This is a genomic window from Terriglobia bacterium, from assembly GCA_020072815.1.
Classification (GTDB): Bacteria; Acidobacteriota; Terriglobia; order Terriglobales; family Acidobacteriaceae; genus Angelobacter.
The window spans coordinates 110,484-127,727 of the sequence record JAIQGE010000017.1 but is presented as its reverse complement, the minus strand read 5'-3'; the positions used below and the strand labels follow the sequence as shown (position 1 = coordinate 127,727).

The 17,244-nt window shown below is 57.7% G+C and carries 17 protein-coding genes and 1 other RNA gene; 7 read left to right on the top strand and 11 right to left on the bottom strand.

Annotated elements, in window-relative coordinates; all coding sequences use genetic code 11:
- A partial coding sequence (locus tag LAO20_19155; GenBank protein ID MBZ5533553.1) for a gliding-motility protein MglA occupies positions 1 to 211 on the bottom strand: 211 nt, incomplete at its 3' end.
- A 168-nt stretch (positions 212 to 379) separates the two neighbouring features.
- Positions 380 to 1,555 (bottom strand): VWA domain-containing protein, encoded by a 1,176-nt coding sequence (locus LAO20_19150; GenBank protein ID MBZ5533552.1) that lies wholly within the window; start codon positions 1,553 to 1,555, stop codon positions 380 to 382.
- 414 nt (positions 1,556 to 1,969) lie between these two features.
- Between LAO20_19150 and LAO20_19145 the strand changes: the two genes are divergently transcribed.
- From LAO20_19145 to tnpA, 3 genes are all read left to right on the top strand, one after another.
- Positions 1,970 to 2,962 carry a VWA domain-containing protein gene (locus LAO20_19145; protein ID MBZ5533551.1) on the top strand — a complete coding sequence of 331 codons (993 nt, stop codon included), beginning with the start codon at positions 1,970 to 1,972 and terminating at the stop codon, positions 2,960 to 2,962.
- Between the two features lie 625 nt (positions 2,963 to 3,587).
- Complete coding sequence (locus LAO20_19140) at positions 3,588 to 4,445, top strand: hypothetical protein (protein ID MBZ5533550.1); 858 nt, start codon at positions 3,588 to 3,590, stop codon at positions 4,443 to 4,445.
- Between the two features lie 112 nt (positions 4,446 to 4,557).
- Positions 4,558 to 4,992, top strand: coding sequence for an IS200/IS605 family transposase (tnpA, locus tag LAO20_19135; GenBank protein ID MBZ5533549.1), 435 nt, complete (start codon positions 4,558 to 4,560; stop codon positions 4,990 to 4,992).
- A gap of 279 nt (positions 4,993 to 5,271) precedes the next feature.
- Here the strand turns inward: tnpA and LAO20_19130 are convergent, their stop codons facing one another.
- From LAO20_19130 to LAO20_19110, 5 genes are all read right to left on the bottom strand, one after another.
- The gene (locus LAO20_19130) at positions 5,272 to 6,105 is read right to left on the bottom strand and encodes an OmpA family protein (GenBank protein MBZ5533548.1); all 834 of its coding nucleotides are present in this window, start codon (positions 6,103 to 6,105) and stop codon (positions 5,272 to 5,274) included.
- A gap of 304 nt (positions 6,106 to 6,409) precedes the next feature.
- On the bottom strand, positions 6,410 to 7,183 hold the full coding sequence (locus tag LAO20_19125) for a hypothetical protein (protein MBZ5533547.1): 774 nt from the start codon (positions 7,181 to 7,183) through the stop codon (positions 6,410 to 6,412).
- A 205-nt stretch (positions 7,184 to 7,388) separates the two neighbouring features.
- A complete protein-coding gene (locus tag LAO20_19120) occupies positions 7,389 to 8,330 on the bottom strand; it encodes a VWA domain-containing protein (protein ID MBZ5533546.1) in 942 nt (313 codons plus the stop codon).
- 370 nt (positions 8,331 to 8,700) lie between these two features.
- Positions 8,701 to 9,738, bottom strand: coding sequence for a VWA domain-containing protein (locus LAO20_19115; protein ID MBZ5533545.1), 1,038 nt, complete (start codon positions 9,736 to 9,738; stop codon positions 8,701 to 8,703).
- 16 nt (positions 9,739 to 9,754) lie between these two features.
- Positions 9,755 to 10,717 (bottom strand): RluA family pseudouridine synthase, encoded by a 963-nt coding sequence (locus LAO20_19110; GenBank protein MBZ5533544.1) that lies wholly within the window; start codon positions 10,715 to 10,717, stop codon positions 9,755 to 9,757.
- A gap of 174 nt (positions 10,718 to 10,891) precedes the next feature.
- Between LAO20_19110 and ssrS the strand changes: the two genes are divergently transcribed.
- Positions 10,892 to 11,087, top strand: a non-coding RNA gene (gene ssrS / locus LAO20_19105) — 6S RNA.
- 120 nt (positions 11,088 to 11,207) lie between these two features.
- On the opposite strand, the gene LAO20_19100 is transcribed toward ssrS, so the two are convergent.
- Positions 11,208 to 11,525: a cell division protein ZapA gene (locus tag LAO20_19100; GenBank protein ID MBZ5533543.1), complete on the bottom strand. Its 318-nt coding sequence runs from the start codon at positions 11,523 to 11,525 to the stop codon at positions 11,208 to 11,210.
- Between the two features lie 169 nt (positions 11,526 to 11,694).
- A complete protein-coding gene (locus LAO20_19095; protein MBZ5533542.1) occupies positions 11,695 to 13,506 on the bottom strand; it encodes a winged helix-turn-helix domain-containing protein in 1,812 nt (603 codons plus the stop codon).
- Between the two features lie 152 nt (positions 13,507 to 13,658).
- Between LAO20_19095 and LAO20_19090 the strand changes: the two genes are divergently transcribed.
- The gene (locus LAO20_19090) at positions 13,659 to 14,150 is read left to right on the top strand and encodes a cupin domain-containing protein (GenBank protein ID MBZ5533541.1); all 492 of its coding nucleotides are present in this window, start codon (positions 13,659 to 13,661) and stop codon (positions 14,148 to 14,150) included.
- Positions 14,151 to 14,391: 241 nt separating this feature from the next.
- Here LAO20_19090 and LAO20_19085 read toward each other — a convergent pair whose 3' ends face one another.
- Positions 14,392 to 14,688 (bottom strand): hypothetical protein, encoded by a 297-nt coding sequence (locus LAO20_19085; GenBank protein ID MBZ5533540.1) that lies wholly within the window; start codon positions 14,686 to 14,688, stop codon positions 14,392 to 14,394.
- Between the two features lie 219 nt (positions 14,689 to 14,907).
- Here LAO20_19085 and LAO20_19080 point away from each other — a divergent pair, with 219 nt between their 5' ends.
- The gene (locus LAO20_19080) at positions 14,908 to 15,303 is read left to right on the top strand and encodes a PadR family transcriptional regulator (protein MBZ5533539.1); all 396 of its coding nucleotides are present in this window, start codon (positions 14,908 to 14,910) and stop codon (positions 15,301 to 15,303) included.
- A complete protein-coding gene (locus LAO20_19075; GenBank protein ID MBZ5533538.1) occupies positions 15,300 to 15,887 on the top strand; it encodes a hypothetical protein in 588 nt (195 codons plus the stop codon). Before LAO20_19080 ends, LAO20_19075 begins: the two co-directional genes overlap by 4 nt.
- A 217-nt stretch (positions 15,888 to 16,104) precedes the next feature.
- Here the strand turns inward: LAO20_19075 and LAO20_19070 are convergent, their stop codons facing one another.
- A complete protein-coding gene (locus LAO20_19070; protein MBZ5533537.1) occupies positions 16,105 to 17,187 on the bottom strand; it encodes an aminotransferase class I/II-fold pyridoxal phosphate-dependent enzyme in 1,083 nt (360 codons plus the stop codon).
- Positions 17,188 to 17,244 lie beyond the last annotated feature (57 nt).

Here is a 17,244-nt window from a genome sequence, read left to right as displayed (position 1 = left end):
GGAAGCCGCGCACCGTGCCCAGGTCCAGGGGCAGGAAGTCAAAGAACAGAGTGCGGTCCGTCTCGGTGGCCAGGGAGATCATTTTGCTTTTCTGCTTGTCCGCGGCCTTATCGAAGATGAACTGGAGATTGGTGGTCTTACCGCCCAAACCGGCGCCGTAGTAGACGACCTTGCAGTTAATTTCCCGGGCGGCAAAATTGATGAAGCTCAAAGCTCTCCCTCGCATTCGGGACCAGCGCCGTCGCAAACCTCGCCGCCGGCGGCGGCCGAACGTCTATGCTTGTGAAAACTGTTTTATATCACAATGGACTAAACAGAGATTGTAATCGTACCAGCGGATTCCGGGTAGATAACGTTTGTTTCTCCTGAAAACAAAAAGCTACTCCTCGCGGCGTTTGGTGTCCGGCGGCAAGGGGTAGTACCCGGCCTTGGCGACAACCTTCAAGTTGGCGCGGTGCACGCGGACTTCAATCGCGCGATAGCCGGTGGCTGCCGTCGCGCGCGTGGTGTAGCCCAGAGTGTACTGGTTGCGGGCCACGTCAGTTATCTTTGCATAAGCTTGTTCGATGGACTGGCGGTCGAACTCCGCGGACATATCGCCGGCGGTATCGGAAACGTATTTAGGAAGAATGTTGCCGTAGCCGAAGCCGGGGACGCGGATGCGGTTCAGCCGGTCATAGATAGGAATGGCGGCGGTGTCCACGCCCAGGGCGTAGACGGCGATGTTGTTGGAGAGCAGCACCTTCTTTACTTCTTCATAATTGGCGGCGCTGCCCAGTTCGCGTCCGTCACTCACCACAAAGATGATGCGGCGCCGGGTGCGGTCGCGCCGGCTCAGGTCCTGGGCCGCGCGCAGAATGGCGTCATTCAGCACATACGATTGTTGCACCGCCGCCGGCACGCCGGCGTTGGGGATGCTGGGATCGGCGGGATGACCGTTGATGGACGGCCCGCTCATGGGTCCGCCCAGCATCGGCGGGCCGCTTTCGCGTCCTGGACGCTTCACCTTGTTCAGCGTGGACGTGGAAACACTGGCCGCCCCGGTGAAGGTGGAGATCAACTGCACGGTGTGGCCATAGCGGTAGAGCGCGACTTCGTCGAATTCACTGAAGGCCCCGATCAGCGCCGGCAGAGTGTCGTTCACCTTCTTCATGGTCCCGGCGGGAAGGTCGGTATCCACTACGATGGCGGCGGAAAGCGGAAAGGGGTCGCTGGTAAAGAAGCGCAGCTTCTGCGGGACGCCGTCTTCATACACGGTGAAATCTTTGGGCGTCAGGCCGGGGATCATGCGTCCGCCTTTGTCGCGGACGGTGACCGGCACCTGGACAAAGTTAACGCTGATGCTGAAGCGGGGAAGCTGGTCGCGTTGCGTCACCACCACGTCGCCGGCGACGGCCTGCGGCTGCGGAGTGCTCGCGGCTTGGGCCGGAGGCTGGTCAGGACGCGTATTCTTGGGCGCTTGCGGCGCGTTGTCAGGAAATTGGGCCGGCTGCTCAGGAGTAGGCTTGGGCTTGGGGGCGTCTGGAATTTCTTGCGCCAGAAGGGACGTTGCCAAAAGGGAAGCGCCAGCCAGAGCCAATACGCACACTACAATCCTGGTTCCCGACATAAAATTTCTCAAAAAAATGGACCTTGCGCTAAAACCGAGCATGAACCCCTCCTACCACAGCGTACGACGTACTTTTCCGGGCCAGGAACCTGAATCCGGCCTGGGCGGACCGCCATTTTCGCCGGGGAAGCCAAGCGCAATCCCCGGCGCCAGACGTCATCCTGCCAGGCGTTTTCCCGCCAGGCATGTTCCCTGCTGAGCAGAACGGTCAGGCAGCCGTACTTTTGCGTTCCGGCAGTCGCCAGGCGCAATGTTTTCTTCTTTCATTGTATGCTTTCCAGGCATTCAGGAGACAGGGCCTGAGCATCTAATCAGCTGACGTTCAAGCCCAATTCCTCCCTAGAAAGGCAGTGTTCGCTTATGCGGAACCCGATTCTCGCCTTGTTGCTGGCGTCCTTGTGTATTTCCACCGCTCTGGCCCAGACGAACGACAAGAACGCCGACAAGAACAAGGCCCCGGCGGCGCGGCCCGAACAGACGCCGGTCTTTCGCCAGAACGTGAAGCTGGTGAACCTGTTCTTCAACGTGAAGGACAAGCACGGCGCGCTGGTCCCCGACCTGAAGCAAGACCAGTTTGACGTCTTCGAAGAAGGCAAGCCGCAGGTCATCAAGAACTTTGCCGCCGTCAGTAACCAGCCGCTGACGCTGGGGATCCTGATTGATTCCAGCGGCAGCATGCAGCACATGCTGCCCGAGGAAAAGATCGTGGCCGGCGACTTCCTCCGCCAGGTGATCACCGACAGAGACCTGGCCTTCGTGATCAGCTTTGACGTTTCCGTGGACCTGCTCCAGGACCTGACCACGGACGTCCGTCTGCTGAAAGCCGGCCTCAACAAAGCCCGCATCAACACCGGCACCGCGACCCAGGGCATTCCTGGGCTGGGTCAGGGGCCCATTCCCATCTCGCGCCCTAAAGGCACGCTGCTTTACGATGGCGTCTACCTGGCCGCCAATGACGTGCTGGCTCCCCAGGTGGGCCGCAAAGCGGTGGTCGTGCTTACCGACGGCGTGGACCAGGGCAGCCGGCTGCGGTTGAAAGAATCGATTGAAGCGGCGCAGAAAGCGGACGTGATCTGCTACGTCCTGTTGATCAGCGACCCGCAGTACGGCTCTGACCCACACGATATGAGCCAACTGGCCGACCAGACCGGCGGGCGGATGATCATCGTCAACCGGCCAGAAAAGCTGCAAAAAGCCTTCAGCGAAATCTCCAATGAGCTGCGCAGCCAGTATTACCTTAGCTACACGCCGACCGAGACACGTAATGACGGCAAGTTCCGCAAGATCGAAGTGAAATCCAAAGACGGGTACAGGATCCAGGCGAGACGCGGGTATTACGCGCCGATAGATTAGCTGGACCGAAGATCGCTACTGTTAAGATCGTTATCGTGTTAGGGGGCCCTCAAGCCCGTGTGGCACAGGCACTCTTGCCTGTGCGATTTTGGGGTTAGGATTTGTGGAGCGCAGGCGCCCTCGCCTGCGGCTGTTTGCGTTAACCCGATTCCGGCGATTTCGCGCGATGTCGGCGATCCCGGCGATCTTAGTAACTCTCTGGCTAACAACCAAATCGATAAGCCTACCCCCACCCTCCCCCTGACGCGACTGTTGAAAGAAAAGGGTTTATTCCATTCGACCCAACGGTCACCCAAATATTTACTCATTAGTACAATTCTCCCCATCTTGCTGATTCTTTGTGTTTTGCACGATGTGTGGAGGAGAGCTTGCGTTTTGGCTGACCTGCTGATTGCTGACTGCTGAGTGCTTCTTTAAGTTTTCAAAGAACTTCCGCGCCTCCGCCATCTCCAGGCGCAAGCCGGCGCAGATATCTGCATTTTATGGAGAGCGAATCGTATGCGAAAATAGGCTAGGAATCAATGCAGAAGTCGGACAATGGCCTGTTTTCCATCGTGGTTGAGAGCATAGCGATATATCCGCGACTTCATGTAAAATCTAGACAGGGATCAAAAGGCGAAGCTCAATGACGCAAGAAGGGAATTGTTGGCTATGCGGGAAGTTTGGCCCACTCACAAGGGAGCACATTCCTCCCGAATCAGCATTCAATGATCATGAGATTCTGCTGCAAGCTGTAGACGCACGCTCGGAGAAAATAGTCTGGAAGGGTGAAGTTGTCACTGGCCTGATTGTTCGTAGCTTGTGTGCACGCTGCAACAGTAAGGCTGGGAGGATGTACGGCTCTCACTACGCCGACTTTATCAGAGACGTTGCTGAAAAAGTAGATAGGGCCAAAGATGGCGAGAAGATAACGGTCGTAGTAAATCGACCGCTGAGTATCTTGAAACAAATCATGCAGAACTTCGTGTCGGCGAATGGCGAAAACTTCGTCAAAACGCATCCATGGATCAGGAAATTTCTTCGTGATTCCCGTAATAGAGATTTTCCCCAAGATCTCTACGTCTACGCGTTTGCCGTGACAGGCAAAGCAGGTCGCAAATCCGGAGTTAGCGGTTTTTACGATCTAGTCAATAAAAAGATTTTTGTGGTTGCAGAATTCACATTCTGGCCTATTGGCACCGTCCTCGCATTCCAACCAATGGACCACTACAGGCTTACTCCCGTTCACCAGTATGCGAGTTACGATTACACCGTTTCGAACGCAAAGCTATTTCTTTCTCTGCCGGTTAATCCGGCTTCAAGTGCATATCCTGTTGACTTCCGGACGCAGGACAACATCCTGAATCAGCGAGGTGACGATCAATCTCACAGAGTTACGGAAGAGCAGGGCAAGGAAATGATGGAAAAAGTCTTTAAGCAATCAGGAAAGGACGAAGAAGCCAACTACGTCTTTTCGGGCCACCCAAACTCGTTCCGTGGTTGAGATCCTTGGGATATTGCACGTTCCAAGCGCCTTCAGGCGCGACTACAGGTTAGCCCACGGCGAAGCCGTGGGTAAGGAGTCCAGAAGAATCCGAGCGCTGGAGGCGCGACACATGGCTCACACCTTGGTTCAGAACTACATTCACGTTGTATTTAGCACCAAAGACCGCCGCAAGAGCATTCCCAAAAATCATCAGCCCCGCCTGTGGCGCTACATCGTTGGCATCTGCAAGAACGAGGGCGTTTTCATTCACGAAATTGGCGGCATGGAAGACCATGTCCATCTTCTGATTCAACTCCCGCCTACGCTATCGCTTTCTGACGCCATCCTCAGCATCAAGGCCAGCTCGTCAAAATGGATGGGACCCAAATTCGCATGGCAGCGCGGGTTTGGCGCCTTCAGCGTGAGCGCATCAAACCTGAATGCGGTTGTCCGATATGTTCGCAACCAGGAAGCTCACCACCGCAAAATGACCTTCGATCAAGAATTCATCGCGCTGTTGAAAAAACATGGCGTGGAATTCGATCTGAAATACGTGTTCGGGTAATTGATGTGCCGCGCCTACGGCGCTCTCTGCCTATTGGCGACGTTTCCCACGGCTTCGCCGTGGGCTAACCTGTCGTCGCGCCTGAAGGCGCTTGCGTTGACATTTGATTCTGGGTCGAGGTGAGAACGGCGACGCTTGAATGAGGGTTCAAGTTTGGAACGGCAGCAAGGATTGGCTTCTCACATGAAGAACCCGGGGTATTCAGCCAACAACCGACAGTGCCAAAGTCGAAGACCACAGCCTAAGAGCGAAAAGCCAAGAGCCAAACGCGCTCGCGCCTCAGTACACCTTCACCAGGTCCACGCGACGGTTTTTCTGCCGGCCTGCTTCGTCTTTGTTCTCGGCGATCGGGCGAGTATCGCCGAAACCAGCCGGCACCAAGCGCGATTCCTCCACGCCATGGGCCGATAGCCACGAGATCACGGATTGTGCGCGCTGCCGCGACAACACCAGGTTGGTTGCCTTGGCGCCCACGTTGTCAGTATGGCCCGCGACCACCATTGCCCACGACGGATTCCCCTGGAGAAGCTTGGCCACCTCATTCAGCGCGGGCTCCGAGTCGGGCCGGATCGTCGCCTTGCCGGTGTCAAAGTTGATTCCGTACACGCTGGCTCGCCCGGACTGGTTGATCTGTTGGGCCCACCCGTCCGCGTTGGCGGTCATCGCCTGCTCCATTGGCTTCTCTTTGACTGCGGTCAAGTCGTAGGTATCGGAAACCACGGCCAGCTTTACCCACTGGCCGCCTTTCTGGGCCGTCATCCAAAAACGCGTGCCGCCAATGTAAACGTCAGTGTAGAGGATGGTGAAGCCCGCATTTTTCAGCGCCGCTTCGGTGTTTCTGCCCAGTTCCAACGGAGATTTGTTGCTGGTACAGCGGTAGGAGGTGAATTCGAATTCTCCCTCAACCTGATGGCCTCTCTCACTCTTGGTGCGCGGCATCTCAGTCGTGCTGTAGTCCTTGTGGTCGCATCGAAGGATGAAACATCCGGGCATGCGGGTAACCACCTTGCTCTCGGAACATCCCTTCGCATCAGGCCGGGCAGGCGCCTGCGCCCAGGCGACCGACGAACACGCCACCAGGCACACCAACAACAATCTAACCAGGATCTGCATTTTGGCCTCCTAAGCCAGTTGCGGCAGGAAAACCTGCCGACTTCACCCTTCCACGCAACAGTCAACGCAGAGCTCAATGACGAAATGAGACAAAAGCTCCGCTATGGGGAAACTGGAAGTTTGCCTGCGTCCACACTCCGACTCGAGCAGGCATCCGCTTCACTTTTAACTTTCGAACTTCCGGAGACCTTGCTGCAGTGATGTGGCTCACTGGTTCCTGTGACAAAAACCGGGACTTCCGAAATGACTGCTGTGTGGGAGGTGAACTAGATGAGGTATATGGGAACTTCCGGAACGGCAAATGTCATTGAGTTTTTGGAATGGTCTGGTGCTCAGAGAGAAACTTTTTGCGGCAAGCTGGAATGGGCGAAGGCTCACCCGCCGCCGGTGCTGAAGGTGTCAACGGGACGCCAAGTGAGAGGACGCCATCGACCTTTCCAAAAGGCGCGAGGCTTGGATCGAGAAATATTCCGCGCGGCCTGTTTACATCCTTGTCCGGAACTCCACCCTTCTGGGGACCGCACCCGTCCGTTGTGGATTCCGACCATGTTTCGCCGCCCCTGTCTGTGACTTCAAGACTGAGGATTTCTTTGCGCGGAAGGTACATAGCCGCCAGATCATAGCCGCGTTTCGACGCTTGCATGGCGTGAAGATTCCCGGTGAGGATGAGCACCAGGTCATTGGGTTTTGCTGGACGTAGCGCAAGCAGGGCATGTCCCAACGCTTCGTCGCGTGCGGCAGCGGAGGGCGGTCCTGCGTAAGGCGCATCGAAGGCAACAACCTTTAAGTCGGGTTGGAACCTGCGCAGTTCGCGCAAAGAGACCAACAGCCGCAGCATCGCTTCGCTTGCCAGGCCATCCATACCCTCTTTCCAGCGGGGTAGCTGGAGCAGCGATTCCTGGGCCGCTGCAAGGTCTTTGGCTGTGAGAATGTTGTCCAGAGCGGCCTGCTCGCTGGTTGGACGCTCTAACGCCACGGTCACGTGCTTTCCCTGCGCAATGGCATCGCAGACAAGTTCACGAAAAGCAGCGGGAGTTTCATTGGAACCGTGCAACTCGCCGATGAACACCCAATGCACGGAAGCCTTAGACCATATCTGATCTGCTCCCGGCACAGGCGAACAGGGTGCGGTAGCTGCCGCCGCGTGAATCGCCAATCCCATCGCTAACAAGAATTGAAGCGGTATCGGCATGGGCGGTCAGTTTATCGTTTATTTATTCATCACACAATTCGCATCAGCCAATTACCAACTACCAAGGGCCAATTACCAAGAGCCGGTTTTCTCACATCTTCGGCACGTAGTAGCCCTTCTTGGCGCGGACGCGCAGCTTCTTGTCCGCCATGACGATCTGGATGGTGCGGAACTGGCCGTTGGCTTCAAAGCGGTCCGGCTTATAGGACAGCGAATACTGGCTGCGCAGTTCTTCCTGGACGTCGTGGAAGGCGTCGGCCACGTCGGACAGCTTGAAGGGGAAGAAGGCCCGGCCGCCGGTCTCATTGGCCAGCATTTTCAGGTTCTCGTCGCCCTTGGCGTGCGGGTCGGTGAGGTTGGTGCTGATGGCATAAACGATGACCCCCGCCTTCTGCGCCATCTCAATGGCCTCCGAGCGAAGCACGCGGCTCTGGTTGTCATCGCCGTCAGAGACCAGGATGATGGCCCGGCGCACCACGCTGGTTTCCGGCTGCTTCATCAGGTGGTCGCGGCAGGCGACGTAGATGGCGTCCCACAGCGCGGTGCCGCCGCCCGGCTGGATCACCTTGATGCCCCGCGTGAGCTTGTCCAGATCGTTGGTGAAGTCCTGGGTGACGTCGGGGATTTCGTCAAAGGCCAGCACAAAGGCGCGGTCGCTCTTGGGCCGGATGATCTGCTGCAGAAATTCGGTGGCCGCCTGCTGCTCAAACTGGAAGCGGTCGCGGATGGAGTTGCTGGCGTCAATCAGCAGGCCCACGCGCAGCGGCAGGTCGGTTTCGGCCTGAAAGTGGACCACTTGCCGCGGCGGCAGGTTGTTGTCCAGGACCCTGAACTGGCTGGCGCCCAGGTCTTTGACGAATTTGCCGTGCTTATCGGTCACGGTGAAGATCACGTTGACTTCGTCGGTGCGGACCACGATCTTGGGGATACCATCGCCCGACACCGCCACGCCGGAGGGCGATTGTGATGGCTGCTGCGCCTGACCTATGCAGCTCGCGACAACGAAAACGAAAAATGCGCTGAGAACTCTCATGGGATGACGAACATTATAGTCCAGGAGCACAAACCCAAAATCTTTGAAACACGGAGGAAGGGAGGAAACGGAGGCGATGGAAAGAATTGCCAAAATTGCCAGGATTGCCAAGAATCGCCACGACTACGTCTGCCCTCTACTGGTTACTGAGCTTCGGCTTCCCAATTCTCCTCTGACACCTTCGTCCCTCCATGGTTCAAAGACGGGTTTGATCACGTGAGCTGAGACATGGCCGAGAGGCAAGCATTTTTCAATTCCGGCGATTTTGGCAATTCTGGCAATTTTGGCAATCTTCGACGCAAGCAGGGTCTTCCGCAGTCCAATGAAAAAGCCCGGCTCATCGCCGGGCCTGAAAGAATTCATGAAGCTGTTATTGCCGGGGAACGAAGTAGCCCTTTTTTGCCCGGACGCGGAACTTCTTGTTCTCCGCCAGGATGGTGATCGGCCGGAACTGGCCGTTGGCGTCAAAGTGTTCCGGCTTGTAGGAAACCGAATACTGGCTGCGAAGCTCTTCCTGAATGGCGCGGAAGGAGTCGGTCAGATCGTGCAACTTGGAAGGAAAGAACGCCCGTCCGCCGGTGGCTTCCGCCAGTTGTTTCAGGTTGTGGTCTCCGCTATCCAGAATGTTGTTGAGGTTGGTGCTGATGGCGTAGACGATCACGCCGGCGCGCTGCGCCATTTCGATAGCTTCCTGGCGGGTAAAGCGGCTCTGGTTATCGTCGCCGTCAGAGACCAGAATGATGGCTTTGCGCACCGTGCCGGTCGCTGTGTCAGCGTGTTCTTTCATCAGCTTGTCGCGCGAAGCAAGGTACACGGCGTCCCACATGGCGGTGCCGCCGCCGGGACGGATCACTTTTACGCCCTTGCCCAGTTTGTCCAGGTCATTGGTGTAGTCCTGGGTCACGTCCATGACTTCGTCAAAGGCCAGAACAAAGGCCCGGTCGGTCTGCGGACGGACCACCTGGCGCAGGAAGGCGATGGCCGCGTTCTGCTCAAACTGGAACTTGTCGCGAATGGAATTGCTGGCATCAATCAGCAGGCCGACGCGCAATGGCAGGTCGGTCTCGGCTTCAAAGGTCTTGATTTCCCGCGGGGGCAGGTTGTTGTCCAGGATGGTGAACTGTTTCTGCTTCAGGTCTTTCACAAACTTGCCGTGCTTGTCGGTCACGGTGAAGATCACGTTGACTTCATCCGAGCGGCTGCGGAAAACGTGGATTGGTCCCTGCGGATTATCGTCCCCGCCCAGGCCTGTGGCCATGGCGTTGGTTGTTGGCGCTGGCTGGGCCAGAGTCGCCGGTTTCGGCAGCAGGGTTCCCGGTTGGGTCTGCGCCAGACCCAGGCCGCACCCCAGGGCCAGCACCAGCACAATCCCAAGAAGTCGAGTGGAAGACATGTGATTCAATCGCATCAACTCAGAACCTTCCTTAATCCCCAATGCCGCTGAGAACCGCTTTCAGTTCGGCGGGCAGGGGTTGCTCCAATGACAGGGGAGCGCTTGTCATGGGATGCTTGAATTGTATCGCGGATGAGTGGAGAAACGTCCTCCCCATAGATGCTGCTTTTGATCCTGTACCTCCGTAACCGGGAACTAAGCGAGGCGCCCCATAGAGTGTATCGCCCACAACGGGATGGCCTAGCGACGCCAGATGCACGCGAATCTGGTGCGTCCGCCCGGTTTCAATTTTCACTTCCAATAAGGAGAACTTACCGCACTTTCCTTCAATTTGCTGAAGAACTTTCCAGTGGGTTACGGCGGCGCGTCCCGCAGCGTGGCCCACGCTGGGGCGGGCGGTCATACGTTGGCGACGTACAACATCGCGGCTGATGGGGCTGTTGATGGTGCCCTGTTTGTGAGTCATCCAGCCGTGGACCAATGTTACGTAAGTTTTTTTGACTTCTCTGCGGCTGAATTGCAGCGCCAGTTTGCGATGCGCGACATCCGTCTTGGCCACCACGATCAGCCCACTGGTGTCTTTGTCCAGGCGATGCACAATGCCCGGACGAAGTTCGCCGCCGGCCTGCGACAGGCTGCCAAAGCGGTGCAGCAGCGCGTTGACCAGCGTCCCTTTGTTGCCCGCTTCGTTCTTGCCCGACCCAGCGTGCACCGTCATGCCCGCAGGTTTGTTGATCACGGCGAGATAGTCGTCTTCGTAAACCACGTCCAGAGGGATGTCTTCTGGAAATGCCTTAAGGGGCGGCAGTTCCACTTGTCCGGAGATGATGATTTCTTCTCCGCCGCGCAGGCGCAGTGACGGTTTGGGAACGGCGCCGTTAATCGTTACTTTGTTCTGCTCGATCAGTTGCTGGATGCGCACACGGCTGGCGTCGGGCAGTTGCGAAGCCAGCCAATGGTCAACCCGCTGGCCAAGGGCGTCTGTGGGAACCAGAAAAACTTGTTTGGAGGCGAGTTCGCTCACGCAAGTTGATTCTAAGGAAGCACGCAGCGCTCAGCAATCTTGTTGCAACGTCTGCCAGGAAAAAGGCTCGTCAACGAGCTTGCGGCGACGCCGATCACCCCGCTTGCTATCGTCACTGCTTTTTGTTTAGCATCAGCCCTGACGACCGGCCTGCAAAGCAGGTGCCGATTGGTCACCGTTATTTGAACCGATATTCAAAATGAACAGGGGACTCGACTCGTATTACGGCTCGGTGTGCAAGGTTCCGCCAGTACGGAAATGCCTAAAGAGCCGCGGCGGGTTCCCGCCGTCTACCGACGGGTTCATTAACGGCCCTTTCGCACGGCCCCGTGGGTCGGTCTTCATTTTTCTGGTCGCTGCGCGACCGATTTGAGGTGTCCTGCATTGCGGAAGAAATGAAGCAAAGAAAAAGGCCGCGTCTCAGAGCGCGGCCCATATTCTTTCCAGAACTGAAACTTGATTACCCGGCTTTGCGTCCTTCGTCCAGCACTTCATCCAGAGCTCCGGACAATGCGTCCGCGCGCTGCAGGTACTCGCCGGCCAGCAGCTCATATTTTTTTCTGAGGATATGGTACTCGTCGGCGATATTCAGCGCCGCCAGCACGGCCAACCGCAGAGAATCAATGGTAGAGGTCTGGTCGGCGACGCTGCGCATCTTGGCGTCCACAAACTCCGCCAGGCGCGTGACGTATTCCGCGTCCACGCCGCGCAGGCTGTACACCTGGTCGTAAATCTCCACCTTTACCGGCGGTAGGGCTGAATTCGCTTGTGATGCCACGCTTCACCTCAACAAAAACTTACAAGATTGATTATCGTTCTCTGCGGAGTGAGGTCAAGGGAAAAGTTGCTGGCAGGACGAATTTATTTGCTCGCCGGCCATCCGCCTGCGGCCCAACGCGACGCGCAAAAACCAAGCACGTGCGTCCCCTTGGAACGCACGCGACGAGCTACAGCAACCCCAAGTGATCGGGATACTTGCCCTGCAGTGAACTCACCAGAAGCTCAAACTGCGGAAGGCTGCGAAAGTTTTTCAGACAAGGGTCTTTGAGAAAGAACGGCCAACATGCGAATCCGGTATCAACACTGCGTTCCAGCCATTCCAGCGCCGCCTCCGGCCGGCCAAGCAGGGAAAGAATGCAGGCGATCTGGTAGTGGGTGTGGTGGGCGTGTCCAAAAGATTTTGGGTTCGCACACGCCCGGCTCATACACGCCAGGGCCTCTTCTGATCTGCCCTGCATCGCGTGCATCACACCTTGCAGGCTGACGATCAGTGGATCTTCCCCCATTAGGGCCATTGCTTCGTCAAACAAGCTCTTCGCCTCTTCCCATTGGTTGTTCAACATCGCCAGATAAGGGGCAAAATAAACAGCGTATTTGTTGGCAGGATTCTCCGTCCGCCATTTGTGCAGCTCTTCCCGCGCCAACTCGTAGTCGCCGTTCCAAATGTATGCCTGCACGATGCTGTGGCTGACGGCTTTTCGCGGATCAAAAGCGCTGCCCATCTCGTACATGGTGCGGGCCTGGTCCAGCAGCCCGATATGGGCAAGGATGGTCCCCATGCGGTTGTAAGCGTGAGGCAAATTCTTCTGCAAGGCCAGAGCGCGCTTCAGTTCGGCAATGGCTTCCAGGTGCTGGAAGTTTTTCGATGGCCCCCAGAGCAGAAAAGCCTTGGCCACGTGTCCTTCGGGCAGATTGGAATCGAGTTCCAGGGAGCGTTCGCAGTGAAATTCAGCCTTCTCCAGCCAGGTCCGGCTGGGATCAAACTCGAAATGGCGCGCCGCGCATACCAAAGACAGGACCGCGTGGGCCAGGGCAAAGCCCGGATCGCGAGCCACCGCGTTCATCAAATGCTCGGTGGCCTCTTCCAGAAGCCGGGGATCGCCCGAAGAGCTGTGCCGGTAGCCCTGCATGAACTGGGTATAAGCCAGCGGGTCTTTGCTGTAACGGGCGCGAATCTGCACCGCGGACTCGCCCAGCGGACGGTTCAATGCGCCGGCGATTCGTGCCGCGATGTCGTCCTTGAGTTCGAACAGGGAATTGACGTCAAGTTCGCAGCGCCGCGTGAGGCATGTGCTTTGCAAATGCGCGTCGTACATTTCCACCCAAAGACGGGATTGCGTCTTGGCGATTTGCAGCGCGCCGTGGACCACAAAGCGGACCCCGAACCGCGCCGCAACCTCCGCGGGCGCCGCCGTGGCCGGGACATTCAGGACCGCGGAGATGGGGAGAACATCAACGCCCGGCAGATTTCCCAGCCGCGTAACCAACGCGTCTGTAAAACCCAGGCTAAGCCCGCTGTCGTCCGTGCTGTTGCCGGCAAGACGCAGCGGCAGCACGGCCAGGGACAGGCGGTCTGCCGCCCAGACGGTATGCTCCGCCGCCGACGCGGCACCGCGCTTGCCACCGGGCAGATCAGTCTGCGGGTAATGGGCGTCAATCACACGTATAGGCCCGATGAACCGGTAGCCTTTGCCTACAACCGTTTCCAGGAAGCGCGGCTTGGCCGGATCGTCGCCCAGCGCCCTGCGGATCTTCCGCACGATGTTGTTGATGTTGCGCTCGGTGTCAACAAACAGGTCGGACTGCCATAGCTTGGCGACAATGTCCTGGCGTGAAACCAGCCGCTCGCGCCGGCCCACCAGAAAGATCAGCAGCTCCATGGGCTTCTTTTCGAGTTTCACCCGGCGGCCCAGGCGGCGAAGTTCGTAGCGGCCCAGGTCGAGTTCAACCTCGCCAATTGCGGTTTTGGAATGCGGCATTGTGCCCCCGATTGATCATAATGCCATAATTATCAGTAACTTGGAACGATATATGGAAAATACATAAAAGTTATTTGGGCTTCATTGAATCATCGCACTCCGCGCCTGATGATGGCCTCACTGATCGCACGCGAAATCAAGGAGGAACAAACATGAAACGCAGTTTTTACCTGACCCTGGCTCTTCTGGGATTGATCTGTCTCCTGGGCCGGCAGATGACGATGACCGCAAAAGCAGCTTCCGAGAGCAAGCACGCCTACAGTCCTGACGCGATGCAATATGGCCCGGCGCCGGCCTTCGTGCCTCCGGGCGCGCAACTCACCGTGCTGGAAGGCGACCCCATGGCTTCCACGGGTGATTACACCGTCCGCCTGAAAATGCCAGACGGATACAAGATCGCCCCGCACTGGCATCCCAAGCGCGAGAACGTGACCGTGATCTCCGGGACCTTCAAAGTTGGCATGGGAGACAGTTTTGACGAAGGCAGCATGATGACCTTCCCCGCCGGCAGCTTTGCTTTTCTCGATCCGGACATGCACCACTTCGCCAAGGCCAGCGGTGAGGTCGTGGTCCAGATCCACGGCATGTCCCCTGTCCAGTTCAATTACGTAAACCCTCAGGACGATCCCAGCCGGAAGAAATAGCGGAGGTGGGGGTAGTTGCACACTGACTTTCATTCATCGGCGCGAGCCGCGAACTTCTGGGGACGCTCTTCATGCCTGCAATGGCTGCTGCAAGTAGCGGATTTAGCGGATTTTTTAGAGATGCGTCTCTTCGATTTGCGGCTCGTGTCCGAGCAACGCGATTCCGGCGATTCGCCTACGCGGTGGGCTTCCAGTGTGAGATTCTGCGTTGCCGTCATCGCGTGCGCGATGAGGTGGGGCTTCAGCTTTGCGCCACCAGCGCGTCAATCTGTTTGAGCATCTTCTCCACGCGCCCGCGGACTTCTTCGCGGTCCTTGCGCAGTGACACCACTTCTGAGCGCAGCGTCTCCAGGTCTTCTTCGCGCTGCTCCAGTTGCTCGCGCAGGCGGCTGGCGTCGCGTTCCGCCGCGGCCTGGCTGGCGCGCGCCGCCTTCAGCAGTTCAATGGCTTTATAGATTTTTTCTTCCAGCGCGGGGAAGTCATCGGTGGCTGGCTTTCCCGTCAATGGTTCCAGGCTGTGGGCCGGTTTTGCCGACATAAACCCTCTGTCAATCTTGAGATGTGTGTCGAGCGGCGCCTGCGCAGTATAACGCACTGTCTTGTGGAAATGAGCCTTCGCCGTTGCTGCCTCGCTGGTTGCCCGGTCGACGTTCGGTCGGTCGGATGGTTGCGCGGCTTATTCACACCAAAGAGTATTTCCCCAAAAACCTCTTGACACGAATCTATGTCTTGCACTATACATAGCAATACATAGTATATGTCTTTGCTTAGCAAAACGTCGAAATCCGAGCCCACGGAAAAGTGGGAAGCCCAGCTTCGCAAAGGCTGCCTGGACTTAGCAATCCTGGCAAGCTTATGGAACCAAAGACTTTATGGACTTGAAATCCTTCGGGTGCTGGAGCAGAACTCGCGACTGGTGGTGGCTGAAGGGACGGTCTACCCGATCCTGAGCCGCCTGAAAGAAGACGGTCTCCTTCAATCTGAGTGGGTTGAGGCCGATGCCGGCCATCCCCGCAAATACTACTGGCTGACCGCCGCCGGACGCCAAAAGATCGTTTCCATGGCCCACTTCTGGAACGGCTTTGCCGCCAGCCTCAACCAGCTCCTGCAACCGGTGCTCGACGGAAAGGATGACAAGGGAGGACGCTCATGAACCTGACGACCTGCATTCCCATGATGGACACTTATTTCGCCCAGCTCAACGCCAAGCTTTCTGACCTGCCTGACGCCCGCCGCCAGGATTTTCTGCGCGAGTTGCGCGCCCATGTGCTGGATCGGCTGGAGCAGGTGGCCACTCCCACGCAGGACGATTGCCGCAACGTGCTCCAGGCGCTGGGCACGCCCGACGAGATCGCCCGCCATTACCGCATGGAGATGATCCTGCGCAGTTCCTCCTGGAGTCTTTCTCCGTTTAAGGTTTTGCGCACCACGCTGCGCTGGACGGTGGCCGGCGTTCAGGGCTATCTGGTGTTCGTCGTCGCGGTGATCGGATATTTGCTTTCTGCAAGCTTCTACATCTGCGCTTTGCTTAAGCCGTTCTTTCCCCAGAACGTCGGTTTCTACGTTGGCGACTTTGGCTTCAACCTGGCGCAATTCCCAGTGCAGCATGGCCATGAAGTCTTCGCACCCTACTTCATCCCGATCACAATTTTGTTAGGTTACCTGACGACCTTCGGCACCACTCTGCTGATCCGCTTCCTCATCCGGCACTTGTCGCAACTGAGAAAACGGATCTGAAGCTTAGCAGCGAGGCCGGCTCGCGCGCCGAGCTGCCTGCATCAGGTGCAGAAGGAAGCAGCCACGCAGCCAGACCCGCCGGCGGTTTGAAGCGCAGCGACTAATTTTAGGACTTGGCAGCGAGGCCGGCTCGCGCGCCGAGCTGCCTGCAACAGGTGCAGAAGGAAGCAGCCACGCAGCCAGACTCGCCAGCGGTTTGGAGCGCAGCGACAGAAAATTAGGCCTTCGGCAACCTGTCCCAGGCCGCCCAGAAGGCCTTCATCTGCTCCGGCGTCCCCAGCGAGATGCGGGCGAACGTATCCATCGGTGGGAAGGGGCGTCCAATGCGGATGTTGTTCTTCACAAAGTGATCAATCACCGTCTTCACCGGCCGCTGGGTGTTCATCATCACAAAGTTGCACCATGAGGGGATCACGTGCAGCTTGCGTTTGGCCGCCTGGAGCATGAATTCCTGGCGGTCATTGGCGTTGCGCATCACCGCCATCTGATGATCGTCTTCACTCTCCAGCGACTTCAGCGCGCAGCGCAGAGCAAAAATGTTGACGCTGTCCTGCTGTTTTTGCTCTGCCAGCAGCTTGGCTGTCTTGGGCGTGGCCACGGCGTAACCCATGCGCAACCCCGCCATGCCGTATATCTTGGAGAAAGTGCGGGCCACAATCACGCGGTCGTCGTCCATGGGCGTGTCGATGAAAGAAATGTAGTCCCCGGACACCGTGACAAAATCGTGATAAGCCTCATCCATAAGCACGTAAACGTTCTTGGGCAGCTCGCGAATAAAGTTTTCCAGGCCGCGCCGCGGCGTGAGGCTGGCCGTGGGATTGTTGGGATTGCATATGTAGACCAGGCCGCCATTCTTCGCCGCTTCCTCGGCCATGGCCGCAAGATGGTGCGCGAACGTAGTGGTCAGGTCCACCTTGGCGACTTCCGCCTTCGTTACCTGGGCATACGACCACAGCGCTTCAAACGTGGGGTTGGCGGTGATCAGCTTTCTGCCCGGGCCGGTGAAGGCGGCCGCCGCCAGCTTGAGGATCTCCGTGGAGCCGCAACCCAGCACGATCTGCTCCGGCTTGACTTTGTGCATCTTGGCCAGCTTGGCCACCAGCGCATCGGCGCTCGAGTCCGGATAGCGGTTGGCGTCGCGAAACGGATTCGGCAAAGTCAGCACGTCCGGCAGCGGCCCGTAGGCGTTCTCATTGCTGTTCAGCAGGATGGGACCGCCCGGCTGCGGCTCGCGCGCCGGTTCCGCCCAGGTGAGCATGCCGGCGGGAAAGTTGGTGGTGGCAGCGACCGCGGCAGACACACCTGCCGCTTTGAAAAAAGAGCGACGCGAGAGCATGGCAGGGATTGTAACCAAAGG

Bases quoted from the DNA above. Each gene is read 5' to 3' on its own strand.
- LAO20_19145 (MBZ5533551.1), top strand. From the start codon at position 1,970: ATGCGGAACCCGATTCTCGCCTTGTTGCTGGCGTCCTTGTGTATTTCC.
- LAO20_19140 (MBZ5533550.1), top strand. From the start codon at position 3,588: ATGACGCAAGAAGGGAATTGTTGGCTATGCGGGAAGTTTGGCCCACTC.
- tnpA (MBZ5533549.1), top strand. From the start codon at position 4,558: ATGGCTCACACCTTGGTTCAGAACTACATTCACGTTGTATTTAGCACC.
- LAO20_19130 (MBZ5533548.1), bottom strand. From the start codon at position 6,105: ATGCAGATCCTGGTTAGATTGTTGTTGGTGTGCCTGGTGGCGTGTTCG.
- LAO20_19120 (MBZ5533546.1), bottom strand. From the start codon at position 8,330: ATGAGAGTTCTCAGCGCATTTTTCGTTTTCGTTGTCGCGAGCTGCATA.
- LAO20_19115 (MBZ5533545.1), bottom strand. From the start codon at position 9,738: ATGCGATTGAATCACATGTCTTCCACTCGACTTCTTGGGATTGTGCTG.
- LAO20_19095 (MBZ5533542.1), bottom strand. From the start codon at position 13,506: ATGCCGCATTCCAAAACCGCAATTGGCGAGGTTGAACTCGACCTGGGC.
- LAO20_19090 (MBZ5533541.1), top strand. From the start codon at position 13,659: ATGAAACGCAGTTTTTACCTGACCCTGGCTCTTCTGGGATTGATCTGT.
- LAO20_19085 (MBZ5533540.1), bottom strand. From the start codon at position 14,688: ATGTCGGCAAAACCGGCCCACAGCCTGGAACCATTGACGGGAAAGCCA.
- LAO20_19080 (MBZ5533539.1), top strand. From the start codon at position 14,908: ATGTCTTTGCTTAGCAAAACGTCGAAATCCGAGCCCACGGAAAAGTGG.
- LAO20_19075 (MBZ5533538.1), top strand. From the start codon at position 15,300: ATGAACCTGACGACCTGCATTCCCATGATGGACACTTATTTCGCCCAG.